The organism is Nitrosomonas sp. (genome assembly GCF_019752415.1).
GTDB lineage: Bacteria > Pseudomonadota > Gammaproteobacteria > Burkholderiales > Nitrosomonadaceae > Nitrosomonas.
In genome coordinates this window covers 17,901-36,431 of the sequence record NZ_JAIEME010000033.1, presented here as the reverse complement: position 1 = coordinate 36,431, position 18,531 = coordinate 17,901, and the positions used below count along the sequence as shown (strand labels likewise).

The following is an 18,531-nucleotide window of genomic DNA, read 5'->3' as shown; positions in this document are numbered from 1 at the left end:
CGTAGAGATATTTCACACAAGATAAATAAGTGAGCTACAGTTGGCAGTATTTCAAATCCTATTAATGCTTCCATGCACAAAAAAGAATATTTATGGAACAACTTCCTATCAAAAAAAAATTTCGCAACTGCTTCATTCTTGTTCTCGCATTCTTCTTGCTATCAGCTTGCAATGCAAAAACGAATGACCTCTCAGAGCGCGAGGCTGCGATCAACGCCAGAGAATCCGAACTCGTAACATTATTTGCCGAGTTGGTGGAACAAAAAAAAGCATTGGAAAATAATCAAACAGCCAACAAAGAAGAAAATGCTTCTCCTTCCAAAACCGCCGAATGTTTATGCGATTCGACCGGCGATCTGACCTCGACTGCAATTACCCAAAAAGACAAGTCAACCGCGAAATATACCCGGACAGTATCCGGCGGTGTTGAGAAAATTCATCTTGCCCCCGATTCCAGAACATTATTAGGCCGTATTGAGAAAGTATATATGGATCCTCCCGGTATGGAATTCAACGCGCGGATTGACACCGGTGCTCAAACATCATCACTGAATGCGATTGATATTGTTGAATTCGAGCGGGATGGCAAACCGCACGTGCGATTTAATGTCATCAATCCAAAAACCGGAGAAAAGACTGAAATCACAAGACGCCTGCGTCGCTATGCGCGTGTTAAGGAATTAAATAACAAAGAATCACAGAATCGCCCAGTGGTCAGAATGCGCGTCGTGATCGCCGACATTGATGAACAAATAAATTTTACGCTGGTGAATCGCAGTAATCTCAAACATCAAGTCCTGATAGGACGAAATTTTTTACGTGATCTCGCAATCGTGGATGTTAGCAAGAAATATACGACTGTCAGGAATGAAAAAGTAAAACAGGTTGATCTCAGGTAATGTCTCCCAAACTTAGGCTTTATATTTTAGTTTTTCTGATTATGGGGCTCGGCATAGGTCTAATTTTATATAAGCACTTTGCTCTGGGATTCCCATTATCGCCCGATGACAAGAAATCAGTTTGGACCATTGAAGCCAAAATCGATTTCATCGCACGCGGTGATCCCGTTATCGTCTCGTTCGCACTCCCCCCGCAAACACCCAATGTTGTCTTTATGGAAGAAGATTTTGCTTCACCCGGTTATGGGTTTAGTGAATTAACTTCTCCCGCAGGGCGGCGCGCGCAATGGAGCAAAAGAACGGCATCAGGTCCTCAAACAACTTATTACCGCCTGAGCATGTATGAAACGGATCAGTTCATTCAACCACCCATTGCAGCAGATCTTCCAGCAGAACCGGAAAAACCCGAGTTCGATGGGGTACTTAAGACCGCAGCCATCACATTATTGGACCAGGTTCGCAGCAAATCCGCTAATACTGAAATCTTTACCCGAGAGTTGATCAGAACTTTAAACTCCAATACCCCTGATCAGAATCAACGCTTACTCCTTAATGACCAATCCAGCGAAGATTATAAAACCCACTTAATCATTAACCTACTGGCATCAGAAGGTATTAGTGCGCATATTGTTCGCGGACTCTATCTGAATGAGGGCCGGAAAAGGCTATCGCTTGCCAACTTTGTGGAAGTTTACATAGGCGGTCGATGGCTTTTGTTTAACCAGAATACCGGAGAAAGCGGGAAACCCAAGAATTTCTTGGTTTGGCAACGCGGCGATCAGTCTCTATTGGATGTCATTGGAGGGAAGAATTCAAAAACTTCCTTCTCCATCATAAAAAGCACCCAATCAACCAGAAATCTCGCTGTACGTGACAGTATCAGTAAGCAAGCCGGGCTGATCGATTTCTCTATTTACAGCTTACCGATCGAACAACAAAATGCATTCAAAATGATTTTATTATTACCGATCGGCGCATTGATTGTTGTCATTATGCGCTTGTTGATCGGCATACGGACTTCCGGCACCTTCATGCCGATTCTGATCGCATTGGCGTTGATTCAAACCACCCTGCTAACCGGCATCATCATCTTTCTGACTGTCGTTGGCACAGGACTACTGATCCGATCTTACTTATCACGCTTAAACTTGCTGTTTGTAGCACGTATCTCGGCGGTGATCATTGTGGTGATCGCAATTATGGCGAGTATCAGTATCATCAGTAATAAACTTGGAATTGATCAGGCCATGACGGTAACTTTCTTCCCGATGATCATCTTGTCATGGACCATTGAACGCATGTCAGTCCTGTGGGAAGAGGACGGTCCTAGAGAAGTCTTTATCCAAGGTGGCGGTAGCCTGTTAACAGCGGTGATTGCTTATTTGTTTATGACGAACCGGACGATTGAATATCTAACTTTTAACTTCCCTGAGCTGATGCTGGTCAATCTGGCGCTCATCCTGATTCTTGGACAATATACCGGCTACCGGTTATCCGAGCTATATCGTTTTCATGCTCTGGAAAGACGCGATGTTACTGGCAAGCGCTAGGAAACTCAGGAGTTTTGGCATCATCGGAATGAATCAGAGAAATTTTGGTTTGATTTCCCGCTACAACCCGCGCCATTTATACCCGCTTGTTGACGACAAACTAAAAACCAAACTGCTGGCACAAAAAGCTGGTATAACAGTGCCCAAATTACTTGGCACCGTGGAATACCAGCATGATGTCAAACTGCTGAAAGAAATACTCCATCCGCATGCCCAGTTCGTCATAAAACCAGTGAAAGGCAGTGGCGGGAAAGGCATCTTGGTGATTAATCAACATGATCACAATCATTACTTTAAACCTAGCGGGGATGCGATACAACTGGTAGATATCGAGCGGCATGTATCGAATATTCTGAGCGGCCTCCATAGCTTGGGTGGCAAGCCCGATAACGTCATGATCGAATCACTAATACAACTTGATCCGATTTTTTCTGACTATAGTTATGAAGGTATTCCTGATCTGCGCATTATTGTACTCTGCGGTTATCCCATTATGGCCATGCTACGGCTCACAACTCATGCTTCTGATGGCAAAGCCAATCTACATCAAGGCGCGGTGGGGGTTGGAATCGATATGGGTACAGGTCATGCGTTACATGCTGTGCAGCATGGTAAGCCGGTCTTACACCACCCGGATACACGTAAGACTTTTTCAGAATTAGTCATTCCCCATTGGGACAAACTCTTACAATTGGCTGCCGCTTGCTATGAAATGACTGGCCTGGGATACCTGGGTGCGGATATTGTGCTGGACAGAGACCAAGGTCCCATGATTATTGAGCTCAATGCACGCCCGGGGCTTTCCATTCAAGTGGCCAACGCTGCTGGTCTGGCACCGCGTGTTGCCATCATCGAGGCACTCAAAGCGATCGATCCTGATCCGCAATCACGCGCTGCTTTCAGCAAGCAACAATTTGCAACAAATACAGGCGCTCACCCACCTCCTCTGCTATATACCCGAAGCGACGATCCCAAACCGTAAACGATCCAAACAAACTTCAACAGACTGGATAAGCACATTTAGTCATTTGTATTAACAATAACTTTATTGCGCCCTCTCTGTTTGGCTTGAAACAGTGCTTTATCTGCGCCCTCGCTCAGACTCGCAGCATCCGGAAAATGAGCAAGATCCGCTATACCGCAACTAAAACTGACTGAGAATTCCTCATCCTGACTCAGATGTAATAAGCGCGAAAACACATTGCGGATCTCATCAATCACTTTTGCAGCCGATGCTGCATCGGTATCATTCATAATGACAGCGAATTCTTCGCCACCGTATCGCCCGATAATATCTGTTCCACGCAACCGTTGCTTTAACAGTCTAGACAGGCTTTTAATCACACGATCACCCGCAGCATGTCCATACTTATTATTGATTTTTGTGAAGGAATCGATATCCACCAAAGCAAATGACATCGGTGTATCCAATCGAATGGAACGCACTGCCTCACGCACCAACTCTTCCTTAAGCGCCGTATGATTGAGTAAGCTTGTTAAACCGTCATGTACCATCAAAGAGCGTAAAGAACGTGCACGCATTACGCGCGATGTGATCGCCGAAACCAGGTGTCTGGGATCAATGGGTCTAACTAGGAAATCGTCACCGCTCAGACTCAGCGCTTCAAATTGCGTGTTGAAATCGTTCTCAGAAGAAAGGTAAACAATTGGGGTGCTCACAAAACCATCCATCTGCCGGACAACTTTTGCCAATTCAATACCATTACAGCCCGGCATATACAGATCCATCAGGATCAGGTCTGGATTAAAATCACTCAACACCGCCATCAGGTTCATGGATTCCGTCACTGCCTTCACAACCATTCCAGCTTGTTCAAGTATCGCGGCATGGTAAGAAAGTACCGCCGGACTGTCATCTACCATCAATATGCGAAAAGAATCCTGAATCTGTGACGCTGTTATCAAATCAAGCTGACCAATCAACTCAACAGGATTGAATGGCTTTGTGAAATACGCAACACTGCCAGCCCGAACCGCCCCCAACCGGTAATCCATATTATCATGTGCTGAAATAAAAATGACTTGTGCGGGTTGTGTCAATTCCCGTTGAATCTCTTCCATAACATGAATACCCCCCATTTCGTCTTCAGGGAACTCCGTTTCCATGAGAATTATGGCACTGGGTTTATCTTTTATGGCAATCCGAAATTTATCTAAATGATTAAACACTTCCACTTCATAGCCGTAATAGCGCAATTGCAAGGCAAGCTCCTGCGCCGCTTCAGCATCATCGTCCACCACAAAAATCAAATTGGATGGATTCGGGTCTGAGAAAAATGAATCCTCATCCACTATTGTCTGAGAAATATCGCTTACAGTGCTGGATTCCTTCTCAGCCGAAATCTTCTTCAGTTCAAGAATCTGCTGCAAAATTCGGTTTAACTGCAGGTCATCCGCTGAAGCCGATTTCTGCATTAAATTCTTGAGGATTTGTTCCAGCGCATGCGCTTCAACACTCAGTTGTGGAAATCCAAATGTCTTCCCAGTGCCAACCAAATTGTGAACTGCGCGATGAAGCTCCTGTAAAACACTTGCATCCCATCCAATCCGCAGTCTATTCCATATCACTTCTATTTCATTAATTCTGTCAGGCAATTCCTCTGCAAACGAGGTAACCAGCAAGCACATTTTTTCTTGAAATTCGTTGTGTACTCTATTTTCCATAATATGGCGCCAAATGTTGTTTTATTTCAGTGATTTGCTGCATAGGATCAAATGGTTCTGAGAAAACAGTCAATGTATCCAGATTCATGGTATGCGTAACTCAATTCAATTGCACCCAGGCAATCATCAATATAACAGGAACATCTCATCAGCCTGTGGAATTTTCCATAAGTGATCCGTGTTGTTATACCATCCTATCTGACATCATGACATCCGCCAATATAAGATGCGAAGTATTCTACCACCCTGGATCTTCACTACCAGCCCAAACAGCAATAAACTTTATCTGTTCGACGAACTGGATACAATCAGTACAATTACCCGTTCATTCTAATTAAAGGAGCTGGAACTCAATCCATCGATCTAACACCTAAAACCCGGTTACTTAATCATTTTACCTTTTAAATTATTCATCAGTAGGCATGTTATATAAAATAGCTGTCCAGATTCTGGCTTTCATCATCGCAATCACGCTCGGCATCTTTGCCATCGGCGCACTCTTGACCGCACCGGCACCCACGGCAGTAGGAACACTCTCTGCAGATTTTCCGGTTCAATCAGTGCAGATTCCCGCTCCCAATGAATCCCCCGTACATGGCTGGCTAGTTCATGGACAACCCGGTGACGGCGCTGTATTGCTAGCCCATTCGATGCGCAGTAATCGACTCGAGATGCTGAGCCGGGCAAGATTCCTGAGAGATCAGGGCTATAGTGTTCTATTGATTGATTTACAGGCGCATGGCGAAACTGCCGGAGAGAAAATTACTTTTGGTTTGAGGGAATCTGAAAATATTGAGGCAGCAATCGCTTTTCTGAGAAACACCTTCCCTACGGAGCGGATAGGCGCAATCGGTGTTTCTCTGGGCGCTGCGGCCATTGTACTTGCCAAACACAATTTAAAACTGAATGCCGTCATCTTAGAATCATTACATCCCACTATTGAAGAAGCAGTTGATAATCGCTTGAAGCTTCATTTTGGAAGCTATGGATCGGTACTTTTACCGCTCATGCTATCGCAACTAACTTTTTACCTGGAGACTTCTACTGAAGCATTAAGTCCTATCACTCGCATCAATAATCTTAACGCACCACTATTGATTATCTCCGGGACAGAAGATGCGCACACAACGCAACTGGAAACCGAACGGCTCTATGCTGCCGCCAGCGTCCCAAAGGAGCTATGGATTGTTCCTGGTGCGAGACATTTCAACATGCATACTTATGCCGGTAGAGAATACGAACACCGTATTGGCGATTTCTTATCGCAGTATCTGCGCCAAAATGTTAACTGATAGCGCTCAACATATCGGTCAGGAATCATTGCCCAGCCACTGGAATGCGGATGTGATAAAGTCACTCTTATTGTTTGGCCTATCTTAAAATCCATATCTCTGCTTGTGCAAGAAGGAACCCAATATGAATAACTACCAGAATATTCTACTCGCTATCGATTTCTCCGATTATGGCCATTTTGTGGCGCAAAGAGCAAAATCTCTGGCAAATCAATTTAATGCACGTCTCCATATCATCCATGTCCTGGATAATATTCCTATGCCTGACACACCATATGGCTTGGTGATTCCATTGAATGAAGATTCATCGTATGATCTACTGGAAGCAGAAAAAAATAAATTAATAAAAATCAGCAAGCAACTGGATATTCCACCAGAATGCCGCTGGATGATCTGGGGTGAGCCGCAACAGGAAATCACCCAGCTTGCTGCACAAGAACAAATAGATCTGATTGTTGTGGGTTCACATGGGCGTCATGGACTTGCCGTACTGATGGGTTCAACGGCCAAAGGCGTTTTATATCATGCAGAATGTGATGTACTGGCTATTCACCTGAGAGACCATCAAGAATAAACCGAGGTGATCAGATCATCTCCAGAACTGCCACCAAGCCTTAGCACCTACCTCTGGCAATTCCGCAAGGAATTGGCTGTCAGGAAAATTGATTCGCATCACGCGTTCCGCATCATCCCGCAAATCATACATTTCCAGTGCTTCATAGGCCTTAATCATAATATATAATGCCTCCTCGGTAGCAGGTGTGCGCGGGTACTCCTTGACTGCATTTTGCGCCCGGTTCGCTGCGGCAACATAGGCTTTTCGCTTCATATAATAGCGCGCAATATGAATCTCACTCATAGCAACCGCGTTGAGCAGATAGGCCATGCGTTGTCTTGCATCGACCGCATATTTGCTCTCGGGGAATCGTGTCACCAATTCTTTAAAATCTTCAAATGACTCACGCGATGCTTTTGAATCACGCTCGCTCATATCCTGTTTGAGCGGGCCTTTCATCAAGAAACCCATCATTCCCCAATTGTCGTTAAAACTTGATAATCCCTTGATATAATAAGCATAATCAACATTCACATGATTCGGATGCAATTTAATAAACCGATCTGTCGCTGCGATTGCAGAAGCCGGTTCTTCATTTTTATAATGCGCATAGGCAATTTCAAGCTGCGCCTGCTGGGCTATCCGGCCATAAGGATAGCGCGCTTCCAGTGATTCATACAGTTTGATGGCCGCAGCATAATTACCATCATTCAATTTATCTTTTGCTTCACTGTAGAACTTATTGGCAGACCAGTCCTGTTGATCTTCTGTGCGATCCGGTAACAAACCGCACGCTGATAACCATAACACCAGAAATAAAGCTAAACTACGTAACATGACGAATTCCATAAAAAACAAAGATACATCTGGCGATTATAGCGTAAAGCCACTTCCGCTAGTACGCAACGAAACGGCGTACAGCATCATTGACTTAACGATTCCTGCGGATTATGCAGGACTTCGCCTCGATCAAGCTTTGGCGAAGCTTTTACCCAACTGGTCACGCAGCCGCTTGCAAACTTGGATCACTGAGAATCGAGTCATGCTGGATGGTCAGGTCACCACAATAAAGCAGAAGGTATGGGGAAATGAGCATGTTCAGGTCTCTCCTCAAAATATACTGGCTGAATCAACGCATGCGGCTGAAGATATCGATCTGAACATCATTCATGAAGATGAAGCAATCATTGTTATCAATAAACCGGCCGGTTTGGTCACCCACCCGGGGAATGGCAACTGGCGGGGCACTTTGTTAAATGCCCTACTGCATCACGCGCCGCAACTGGAGAGCGTACCCCGTGCCGGCATAGTTCATCGCTTGGACAAAAACACCAGCGGTTTACTGGTCGTTGCAAAAACACTAGAAGCACAAACGAACCTTGTACGCCAATTACAGCAACATACTGTAAAACGCGACTATCTGGCGTTGGTTCTGGGAGAGGTTACAAAAGCTGGCAGTGTCGATGCGCCAATAGGCCGTCATCCAATACACCGCACGAAAATGGCCGTTACAACACACGGCAAGTCAGCACGCACGCACTATCAGGTTATTGAAAACTTTACGGGCTGCACATTACTGCAATGTAGCCTTGAAACAGGGCGTACACATCAAATTCGGGTGCATTTGAGTTCTATTGGACATTCATTGGCCGGTGATCCTGTTTATGGCGGAAAACCCGGAAAAACAGGGCAAATAATCGGACAGTTATTGATTAGCTTTCCCAGGCAAGCCCTACATGCTCAAAAACTGGCATTGGCTCACCCGCAAACGGAACAAATCCTCGAATGGGAAGCCGATGCGCCAGAAGACCTGAATAATTTGTTGCAGCTATTGCAGCAACACAGCAGATCAGAGATTACGGAATAAAAAAATGCGCCCGCAGGCGCATTTTTTCATGTTTCACAAGCAAACTCATAGACTGGTAAAAAACTTAGAAAGGCAGTATCGCATCCAGTGAGAATAAAATTTGATCCTTATTACCGCCAAATGGCCGATATGCAGCGGCATGAAGTGCATCGGCTCTGTCATAGCGAATATTGGGGCGAATATTCAAATTTCTTAACCCCTGCCAGCCAAGTTTTAATGTTCTAGCTGCCTTCCAATTTGCACCTAAGGTTACTGCATAATAATCTGCAGGAGTACTAGTGGCCAGTGAGCTTGCACCACCCAGCGCATAGCTGTTTCCAAGATGATTCGTTGCCGCGCTTACCCGCCCTGGCGAGAAAACACGGAAGCCATCGGTATCGCGAAACCACTCAGCGCGGACACCGACCGACAGATCCGGTGTCAGATCATAATATGTATGTGAGTTAATACCATACCACGTAGCATTCGTCACCCCGTTAGCTGTCAACACACCATCAGCGAAGCCATGGTCATGTTGCAAGATAAAATGGGTCTTTTCTGTAAACTTATGTTTCGCCACGATGCTATACATACCCCAGAAATTATTGCTGCGTGTGGAAGCTGTACTACCGGTACCTGCAATATTCAGTGAGCTTTGTTTATCATCACTGGTCCAGGTAACACCGCCAATCCCGCCCCAATTTCCCATTTGCCTATCAAAATTACCATCCCAGCCACCGGTTCCACTACCACCGATTGCACCAGCCATCGCGGTGAAATTCCTATTCACCGTATAATTACTCAATACACCGGTATGGGTAAAAGGCTCACCGTATTGCATCGTGTAAGCATGGGTATAGAAGAAATTATTAGGCGCAGGAACCGTTTCATAGCCAATCGGCGTATAAAAATGACCCGCTTTCACATTGAGCCCATTGCCAACCGGCACATAAACTTCTGCAAAAGCTTGTGGAATAGCGATGCCGTATGTGCGAAGAGAATTACAGCATATCCCAAGATCCCAGTTACCCCGGTCAGGCAAAGCCCTGCCAGTATTGGGATCAAACGCCGGGTTGCCATAGGCTTGGGTAAAGATAGCATCAGTACCGAACATAAAATCAGCACGAAAACCGACATCCCAGCCTTTGCCTTCCGTCTTCACAGCGCGCTCCATAAATATGTTCAATTGATTCATTTGAACTCTATTCGCTTGATCAGCAAAAGTAACCGGGCCGTTAAAACCATCAGTCTGACTCGGATTGAAAGTCGCGCCACCATTCACCCAGCCGCCAAACTTAATGCCGCTGTTTTTAAGCAAATTCATAAAACTGTTGCCGCCACTATCTTTGTTATTCGTGACAGCTTGTGCATAAACACTCGACGAACTCATGCCGAACAACAACAACCCACCGGCCACAGCGTGAAACATCTGTTTCTTGTATCGCGATTGATATTCCATTACTCTCCCCTCTCTAGATATAAATAACACAATGGAAAAGATACAAAAACCAAAAAAGACCCTAGCTACTACGTGGAAAGAACTCTAACACTGAATCGCTTAAGGGGTCAACGCGAACAAGCGAGTTAATCGACTCATCATTAAAAAATACAACACAAATAGTGGTTTTATTGCCACTACGTCCATTTCGTTCTCGAACAATAGCGTAAATATGTTATTCAATAATCTTCATATCCGGTCTCTGTCCAAGAAATTCTGGTTAAACACACGACAGTACTTCTTGCCAGGATAAGCAAGTTCTTGATTTGCAATCACACCGCCGTAACTTGATTAAATTATGCGAGTAAACGGTACAAACAAATATCTGCGATAGAAATTGTCAATACCAGCTAAAAAAGCGATGCTAACCCACCTCCTATCGGTGTATTCATCCCTGAATGCTTTCACTTACACGACTAAAGTTTTAAATCGCTCAAACCGTTAAAAAGACAGTCCGGTGCTAATTGCCAAATATTGGCTTGCATCCTATCAGCGCTACTGACCGATTCGTTAACTAGATATTCATTGTTCACTATAAAAATAATTGATTATGAATTTGATACCGATACAAACTACCGAACTGACAATAGGCCAGCCATTGCCATGGGATTTATTCGATCAAGCGCATCAGCCGATACAAAAACGCGGTTATGTCTTTAAAACAGAGGATGAATTAAAGCAATTAAAAGGATCATCGATATTCCGCATGCAAAAGCCCGAACCGGAGCAGATTGAGTCAAGCGGCGATAAGTTTAGATTTGATGATATGCATCTCAAAGTGGGACATAAGCTACAGCTTAAACTATCCTCACGATCAAAAGGCCCAGTCGAGATAAAATATACCTCCTACGTAACATCCTTGATTGGTTACGTACAAGACAACACGGTCATCACCGCCATGCCCGCGACTGATCAGTTAATTGGAGAGCCCTTCGTTGAAGGGGATCAAGTTCAGGTAAGTTTATTCAGCGGAAATTCAGTATTTAATTTTACAGTCTTTGTCGACAAGGTTATTAAAGTACCATTTAAGTATTTGCACTTATCCTTCCCCAAGGAAATTCAAGGTCAAAGCATTCGAAAATCACGAAGGATCCGTTGCAGTCTTCCAGGATCTGTCATTGAAAAACATATCCCGCTATCCCTGATAGATCTCAGTGTATGCGGTGCAGGGATTAGTTCAAGCATCCCTTTGGGACCGCTAGGTACAATAGTTACCTTATCTTTTACCATCACAATTCTTGACAACGAAATACCTGTAACCGTTAAAAGTGCTATCAGATCTGCCAAACCAATCAATAAGAACGGACACAAAACAATCGCCACTGGCGTTGAATTTATCGACATAAAATCAGAACATATGCGTACAATACATCACCTGATTTATCAAGAAATCGTCGAGAATCCTGAGAATGTAGTTTAATTACAAAATCTCACCGGCAAATCCGCTTACCAGAAACCCCAACTACCTGTCGATACGATCCAGATACCCAATATCGCGTTGGTGATTGCATGGGCAAGAATCGGTGACCATAGCGTTCCACTCCGCATATATAACAAATTATAGACGATACCGGCAAATAAGCCGGCTAACCATAAACTGTGCGCAACAGCAAAAAGCACCGCCGTGATGCAGAATGCTTTCAATCCGATGTGCGCCGGATTAACAGAAAGAAAGTTTGGGTGATCAATCCAACGCATCAGAAATGAGCGCCAGAAAAGTTCCTCCATCACCGGAACTACCAGCGCCGCACCCACCAACCGCACCACCACAAGAAACCAGTCAATTTCATCCTGATCACGCGGATCAAAACCAACGGATTCTCCCATCACCATCCAGTCTGCTGTCAAGTTAATCCACGCCACGAAAACAACGATACCGGCAACTATCGCAACAGCCCAGGTACGGAAGCTTGTGCCAACTGGCCAGCGCAATTCACTATAAGCACTTCTCATCGTCCACAGCAAACCGGCCACGACCGTAATTTTCACCGCATACAGCAGGCGCAAATCATTCGCCTCCCAGCCAAACTTCAACAGCATATCTTCCAGCAGCATAAAAAAGACATACGCGCCGAAAGGCGCAATACGATACAAATTAGCACGATCAAACATAACAAACCCCTTCTGAATTTTTCTTCTGATTATGGTTTATTGTCATAATGAACACTACGCTTATTCATAGCGCTCCGGCAAGCGCTAAAAAGTTCGTAAATTGAAGAAATAATGAAAAAATTGCAAACCGGCCTTGGGCAAATTACTTGCCAATGGGCACTTCCGATACCTTAAGTCCGACAGACTCCTAGCGGCAACTCTCTCTGGCAAAGAGCTCCGTTTCTCCGCTTGGATTCAAGCGGAGAAAGTGTACTGACTTTTACGCCGAGTAATCTAATTTTTTTCTGCAACGGCACCCGTCGTAAACATTCTCCTGCTGCGCGGCGAATCAGAGCTGGATCGGCAGTGTGCGTAGCCAGCGAGCAATCTCGTGTGAGTGTATGAAAATCCTCGAAACGCAGTTTGATGCTGATAGTACGCCCAACATAACCTTTGTGTTTCAGGTCATCGGCCACCTGCAGGCACAATGCGGTGAATGCTTCGGATAAATCATGGCGATCCTGACGCGGGTGCAGATCCCTTTCAAAAGTGGTTTCCCGGCTGATGGATTTCGGCTCAGCATCGGTAATCACCGGGCGTTGATCGATTCCGTGAGACACCTCATATAACCAGATCGAATAGCTACGTCCAAAGTGAATCCGGAGAAAACTCAATTCAGCCTGCGCCAGTTCGGCAATGGTGATAATACCCAGTGACGCAAGCTTCTTGGCAGCCTTCGGGCCGATACCATTGATTTTATTTACCGGCAGCGGCCAAATTCGATTAGGAATGTCGGACACCCCAAGAATAGTCAGTCCATCCGGTTTCTCCAGATCCGAACAAATTTTTGACAGTAACTTGTTCGGCGTGATGCCGATGGAACAGGAAAGTCCGGTAGCCTCCTTCACCGCTTGCTTAATACGCTGCGCAAGCGCCAGAGTATCATCCGGCAGATCAGTAAGATCCATGTAGATCTCATCAATGCCGGAATCCTCAATCCGCGACGCGATGCCGGCAACTGCAGCTTTAAACAAACGCGAATAATGACGGTACATAGCAAAATCAACCGGCAGAAGTATCGCTTCCGGCGCAAGCTGTGCTGCTTTCATGACACCCATGGCGGAATGAACACCCATTGCACGCGCTTCATAAGTGGCGGTCGTTATGACGCCACGTCCGGCATAGTCGCGCAAGCGAAAAAAATGCTTGCTGCCATCCGCCTGGATCAACGGCTGATGCTCATCCCGACCGCCAATCACAACCGGCAGACCGCGTAACTCGGGATAGCGCAGCAACTCCACAGAGGCATAAAAAGCATCCATATCCAGATGCGCGATACGACGTTGCGGAGTATTTATTGTATTGGTCAAAACGTTATTCCTGCGGACTGTGATAAATTACGCCATCAATCACCCCGCATTGTATATGAAGACCAAAGCTGCCAATTTAAAAACACCGCACTGCCCGTGCGGCAGCCGCAAACAATATACCGGCTGCTGCGGCCGCTACTTGGATCAGGGTGAATCCGCCGCCACTGCAGAACACTTAATGCGCTCGCGCTACACTGCCTATACACTAAATCGTGAAGACTATCTGCTGGCAACCTGGCATCACAGCACGCGCCCCGCAGCACTCGGACTGGAAAATCAGCCGCGTAACCAATGGCTGGGTCTTACAGTGAAACACCACGAACAATCCGCTCCGAATCTGGCGATTGTTGAATTTGTCGCACGCTACAAAATCAATGGGCGTGCTCATCGATTGCATGAAATCAGCCGATTCGTGCGCGAGGACGAATCATGGTTTTATGTCGATGGTGATATTCCATGAGGTTACGAGAAAAATAGTAACTAAGAACTGGCAGAGAAAATATGTCATGTTATAAATTTCTGGCAATGCATAAAACTGCTTGAAAATAAAAATTGTGGTATGCCCCTGATTTCCTTTTATTTTGCTTAGGATGGTACAGTACCGTTTTCCCAATTCCAAAATTTTGAAATGCTAGATATCACTGGTGATCACATCAATAAACTTAGCGACGAAGATCTTCGCACTTTAGTTGCAAGGCTATGTGAAGCAGAGCTTCGTCATTTAAATCTTCCCTTATCTGCGGTTACAGCAGGCGGACATCAAAATGCGGCGGATGGGGGTCTTGATGTTCGTGTGGAGTTACCAAATGAATCTCCTGATTTGGATTTCATTCCAAAAAGCAACACCGGCTTTCAAGTCAAACAGCAGGATATGCCGCGCAAAGCAATTGATTCTGAAATGCGCCCTAATGGAAAAATCCGCCCCTCAATTTGTGAATTAGGTTCAAAAAGTGGTGCATATGTAATTGTCAGTGGATTAGGGTCAACAGCAGATAGTGCACTTAAAAATCGCAAGAATGCGATGTAAGATGCTGTTTCGGATCTGCCACCAGGCACATCACTGACGCTTGATTTTTATGATCGAGATCGTTTGGCTAGATGGATCAGAAGTTATCCAGGGGTTGCGCTATGGTTACGCGAACGAATAGGCGAACCACTGGCCGGCTGGCTTCCGTATGGCAAATGGGCATACGGTGACTCAGTTGATTCAGAATATTTACTTGACGACAAATGCAGAATAATCGCTCCACAGCAAGCAAGCGGCAATGCGCCACTCACTGTCGAACAGGGAATCCAGGCTATACGCTCAGTATTAAGGAATCCACACGGAATTGTTCGATTGGTTGGACTATCCGGGACAGGAAAGACTCGTTTGGTTCAAGCGTTATTTGATGCCAAGATTGGAAATGACGCATTGGATCATTCCACTGTCATCTATGTCGACCAAGGAAGTGATCAGCCCCCGACACCTTCAGCCCGAGACATGATTCATCGGTGCGCGGTAGATGGGCTACGCACCATAGTTGTTGTGGATAATTGCAAGCAGGTGCTGCACAGAGACTTGGCTCAGACAATTAGCACATCAAGCAATCTAGTCAGTTTGATTACCGTTGAATATGATGTTTCCGATGATGAACCGGAAGAGACACAGGTTTTCCGACTTGAACCGGCCTCTGACAAAATCATAGAAGAAATTCTTCAACGTTTAAAACCCAATGTATCGCAAATAAATCGTACGCGCATCGCTGAATTCTCTGGCGGGAATGCACGCATTGCTTTGGTATTGGCACGCACTGTCAAACAAAGCGACAGCCTGGCTACACTGAATGATGCCGAACTATTCAAGCGGCTTTTTCACCAGCGCCAAGGTGATAGCGAAGCCTTGATGAGAGCCGCAGAAGTATGCTCGCTTGTTTATTCATTCGATGGGGAAACTATTGAGGATGTAACGGCTGAGTTACCTACTTTGGCGAGCTTAGCCGGAATTCCTCCCAATGAGTTGTATCGCCATATTGGGGAATTGCGTTCTCGTGATCTCGTACAGCGAAGAAGCAAATGGCGTGCCGTATTACCGCATGCAATAGCTAATCGATTAGCACATCAAGCATTAGAAAAATTACATCCAAGCACACTCACCAGTACCTTTTTCCAATCAGGAAAAGAACGACTACTGAAATCATTCAGCCGACGGCTTGGCTACCTGCATGACTCGGAACAAGCCAAACAGATGGCAGAAGATTGGCTAGGATCATCTGGACAATTAGGAAACCCAGCCTGCCTGAATGAACTTGGCATCGATATGTTTATAAACGTCGCACCGCTCACACCGGGTACGGCACTTAAAGCTATCGAGGCGGCTGCATCGTGCGATGAGAAAAAACTTTTTTTATCGTCAGACAATCGTGAGCGTTGGCGGTGGTACAGTTTGCTGCATTCGATTGCATACGAGCCGCAATATTTCAATCGAGCCGCACTACTGCTTGCAAGGTTTGTTGCTGAAGAAACCGAATCGCATAATCACAATTCTGCTCAGGATTCGTTCAAAGAATTATTCCATTTGTATCTGTCCGGTACGCATGCCTTGGTAGAGGCAAGATTGGATGTTGTTCAACGGTTGCTTGGAAGCATAGATAAAGCTACTAACACATGTGGATTAGCAGCTTTAGCTGCGATGCTGGAAAATTTGCATTTTAATGCTAGCCACGACTTCACCTTCGGAGGCAGGCATCGCGATTTTGGTTGGGAACCCAGAACCAATGCTGATGTTTCGGCTTGGTTCAGAGCAGTGATAGCATTTGCCATGACTCAAGTAAATTCGAATTCACCACATAAGTTTGATATCAAACTATTACTTGCACAAAACTTTTGTGGATTATGGGTAAATGCCGGAATTTGCGCCGAGCTTGAAGAAACAGCGAGAGCCTTAGCCGCGCAGGGCGGATGGCCGGAGGGATGGCTTGCAATTCGCCAAACCATTCATTTTGATCTACAGAAAATGACTCCAGAATTTGCCGAACGCACACGCGAACTTGAAGTTATGCTTCGTCCAATCGATTTGGAACAAAAGATACGAGCCTATGTGTTAAACAAGCAAAGACATTTTGATATCACTGATATTGAGCTGAATGGTGATAGTGACACCGCGTATGCACAGGCTTGGGATCGTGCAAACAAAATTGTGGAGGATTTGGGTGAAGAAGTTGCTTTAATTCCGGATATTCTCGCCTCTTTGCTACCGGAATTATTAAGTAGCGATAGCAACATGATAGGGCAATTCGGTCGTGGGCTTGCAAAAGGCGCATTGAATATAGAGCAGGATTGGCGTCAATTTCTCACTACCCTGACGACATTACCGGAAAGTAAGCGCAATATTTCTTTATTACGCAGTTTTATCGAAGTAGCCAACACTCATGATCCCGCTATGGTCAATCAGCTTATGGATGAAGCCTTAACCGATCCACTGCTTTCCTCACTTTTTCCAATACTTCAATCTTCATACTCCATTGACGAGGCCGGAGCCAAACGGCTGATTTTATCGATTTCCCGTGGTCATGCACCATCGCAGACGTACTTGTACCTAAAGTATGGAAATGCATGCAATTCAATCCCGCTACCACTTTTCCGGGAAATACTCCTTGGAGTCGCATCCTTACCCAATGGTTATCAGGTTGCAGTTGATATTTTTGGGATGCGGCTATTTTTCTTGCAAAGCGGCAGAGTGTCAGTCAATAGTGACATCTCCGCGATAGGAAGAGAATTGTTGAAACTGAATGAGTTTCAAGATGCTAGCCCGAATCACGCCTATCACATCAATGAGATTGCCGCTACCTGTATGGTTGGAGATGCTGCGTTTCAGGATGCCGTAACGGTCTGCAAGAAACTGGTTCATGCACTCTTCGATTACCACTCATCAAGCGCTAGACAATACGGTGAATTGGCTCGAATTTTATTTCGACTTCAGCCAGTGGCAGCTATTGCAGTTTTCCTGAATGAAGATTTGGTAGGAAAAACGAACAACCAGCAACATAAGCCACTGTCATATTTTTTTAGATTTGATCGTGAGAGTCCCGTCAATGCAGCATTACCGGAAATACTCATGTCATGGGCAAAGGAAAATCTTGAAGTCCATTTACCCAAGTTAGCCGCAGAGATTCATTTGTTCGTCAAGAATGGCGAGCATGACATCCTTCTTTGGTCACCGTTGGCACTGGAGATTCTTGAGTTAGCGCCTGATCGCTCGGCAATTTTGGATATATATGCATCTCGGCTCCACCCAAGTGGCGTTCAATCTGGCTCACTTGCAGATAATCTTTCGCCTTATCTCGCTCTGGTAGAAAAACTACAAATACACGATGACTCTTTGGTGGTTGCATGGGCAAAAAGGCAGACTGATTTATTAACCAAAAAGATTGCTGAAGAACACAAGCGTGATCGCCGTGTAGATGAGAGTTTCGAATAAGCTACATCGTATATGGATACTAAAGCTGAAATTTGAAAACGCTGCGGCGCCCTTGCGGCAGTGCCAATCAATACACCGGCTGCTGCTGCGACCACCAACTGGATCAGGGGAGATCCGCCGCCACGGCAAAAAACTTAATTTACTCTCGCTACACTGCCTAAACACTGAGTCATGGAGACTATCCGCTAGCAATTTGGCATCGCAGCACTCTTCCGCGCCGCATTCGGATTGGCAAATCAGCCGTTCTGTAAGAAAAGATGGACTGTGGTTTTATATCGATAATGA

Annotated in this window: 15 protein-coding genes; 10 read left to right on the top strand and 5 right to left on the bottom strand. The window is 45.4% G+C overall.

What is annotated here, in order from left to right; translation table 11 throughout:
- Positions 1 to 92 precede the first annotated feature (92 nt).
- Genes K2P83_RS06195 through K2P83_RS06185 form a run of 3 tightly spaced genes read left to right on the top strand, consistent with a single transcriptional unit; the run spans position 93 to position 3,431 of the window.
- Entirely contained in the window at positions 93 to 899 is an 807-nt protein-coding gene (locus K2P83_RS06195) for a RimK/LysX family protein (RefSeq protein WP_292927351.1), read from the top strand.
- Positions 899 to 2,449: an inactive transglutaminase family protein gene (locus K2P83_RS06190; protein WP_292927349.1), complete on the top strand. Its 1,551-nt coding sequence runs from the start codon at positions 899 to 901 to the stop codon at positions 2,447 to 2,449. Before K2P83_RS06195 ends, K2P83_RS06190 begins: the two co-directional genes overlap by 1 nt.
- A complete protein-coding gene (locus tag K2P83_RS06185) occupies positions 2,412 to 3,431 on the top strand; it encodes an alpha-L-glutamate ligase-like protein (RefSeq protein WP_292927347.1) in 1,020 nt (339 codons plus the stop codon). The genes K2P83_RS06190 and K2P83_RS06185 overlap by 38 nt, the downstream gene beginning before the upstream one ends.
- Positions 3,432 to 3,469: 38 nt before the next feature.
- Here the strand turns inward: K2P83_RS06185 and K2P83_RS06180 are convergent, their stop codons facing one another.
- Positions 3,470 to 5,134, bottom strand: coding sequence for a diguanylate cyclase (locus K2P83_RS06180; RefSeq protein ID WP_292927345.1), 1,665 nt, complete (start codon positions 5,132 to 5,134; stop codon positions 3,470 to 3,472).
- Positions 5,135 to 5,556: 422 nt separating this feature from the next.
- On the opposite strand from K2P83_RS06180, the gene K2P83_RS06175 reads away from it, so the two are divergent.
- Both K2P83_RS06175 and K2P83_RS06170 read left to right on the top strand, forming a co-directional pair.
- Positions 5,557 to 6,426, top strand: a complete 870-nt coding sequence (locus K2P83_RS06175) for an alpha/beta fold hydrolase (RefSeq protein WP_292927343.1) — start codon at positions 5,557 to 5,559, stop codon at positions 6,424 to 6,426.
- A 124-nt stretch (positions 6,427 to 6,550) separates the two neighbouring features.
- Positions 6,551 to 7,000 carry a universal stress protein gene (locus K2P83_RS06170; protein ID WP_292927341.1) on the top strand — a complete coding sequence of 150 codons (450 nt, stop codon included), beginning with the start codon at positions 6,551 to 6,553 and terminating at the stop codon, positions 6,998 to 7,000.
- A gap of 15 nt (positions 7,001 to 7,015) precedes the next feature.
- On the opposite strand, the gene K2P83_RS06165 is transcribed toward K2P83_RS06170, so the two are convergent.
- Entirely contained in the window at positions 7,016 to 7,819 is an 804-nt protein-coding gene (locus tag K2P83_RS06165) for an outer membrane protein assembly factor BamD (RefSeq protein ID WP_292927339.1), read from the bottom strand.
- Between K2P83_RS06165 and rluD the strand changes: the two genes are divergently transcribed.
- Positions 7,818 to 8,849: a 23S rRNA pseudouridine(1911/1915/1917) synthase RluD gene (gene rluD, locus K2P83_RS06160; protein ID WP_292927337.1), complete on the top strand. Its 1,032-nt coding sequence runs from the start codon at positions 7,818 to 7,820 to the stop codon at positions 8,847 to 8,849. The two genes, K2P83_RS06165 and rluD, sit on opposite strands and share 2 nt — an antisense overlap.
- 64 nt (positions 8,850 to 8,913) lie before the next feature.
- Here the strand turns inward: rluD and K2P83_RS06155 are convergent, their stop codons facing one another.
- Positions 8,914 to 10,287, bottom strand: coding sequence for a porin (locus K2P83_RS06155; RefSeq protein WP_292927335.1), 1,374 nt, complete (start codon positions 10,285 to 10,287; stop codon positions 8,914 to 8,916).
- A 637-nt stretch (positions 10,288 to 10,924) separates the two neighbouring features.
- On the opposite strand from K2P83_RS06155, the gene K2P83_RS06150 reads away from it, so the two are divergent.
- Complete coding sequence (locus tag K2P83_RS06150; protein ID WP_292927333.1) at positions 10,925 to 11,746, top strand: flagellar brake protein; 822 nt, start codon at positions 10,925 to 10,927, stop codon at positions 11,744 to 11,746.
- A gap of 26 nt (positions 11,747 to 11,772) precedes the next feature.
- Here K2P83_RS06150 and K2P83_RS06145 read toward each other — a convergent pair whose 3' ends face one another.
- Positions 11,773 to 12,438: a CAAX prenyl protease-related protein gene (locus K2P83_RS06145; protein ID WP_292927331.1), complete on the bottom strand. Its 666-nt coding sequence runs from the start codon at positions 12,436 to 12,438 to the stop codon at positions 11,773 to 11,775.
- 170 nt (positions 12,439 to 12,608) lie between these two features.
- The gene (gene dinB, locus K2P83_RS06140; protein WP_292927329.1) at positions 12,609 to 13,787 is read right to left on the bottom strand and encodes a DNA polymerase IV; all 1,179 of its coding nucleotides are present in this window, start codon (positions 13,785 to 13,787) and stop codon (positions 12,609 to 12,611) included.
- Positions 13,788 to 13,842: 55 nt separating this feature from the next.
- Here dinB and K2P83_RS06135 point away from each other — a divergent pair, with 55 nt between their 5' ends.
- The 3 genes from K2P83_RS06135 to K2P83_RS06125 all read left to right on the top strand — a co-directional run bounded on the left by K2P83_RS06135 (position 13,843) and on the right by K2P83_RS06125 (position 18,246).
- Positions 13,843 to 14,247, top strand: a complete 405-nt coding sequence (locus K2P83_RS06135) for a YchJ family metal-binding protein (RefSeq protein WP_292927327.1) — start codon at positions 13,843 to 13,845, stop codon at positions 14,245 to 14,247.
- A 168-nt stretch (positions 14,248 to 14,415) separates the two neighbouring features.
- A complete protein-coding gene (locus K2P83_RS06130) occupies positions 14,416 to 14,814 on the top strand; it encodes a hypothetical protein (RefSeq protein WP_292927325.1) in 399 nt (132 codons plus the stop codon).
- A 63-nt stretch (positions 14,815 to 14,877) separates the two neighbouring features.
- On the top strand, positions 14,878 to 18,246 hold the full coding sequence (locus K2P83_RS06125; RefSeq protein WP_292927323.1) for a hypothetical protein: 3,369 nt from the start codon (positions 14,878 to 14,880) through the stop codon (positions 18,244 to 18,246).
- Positions 18,247 to 18,531 lie beyond the last annotated feature (285 nt).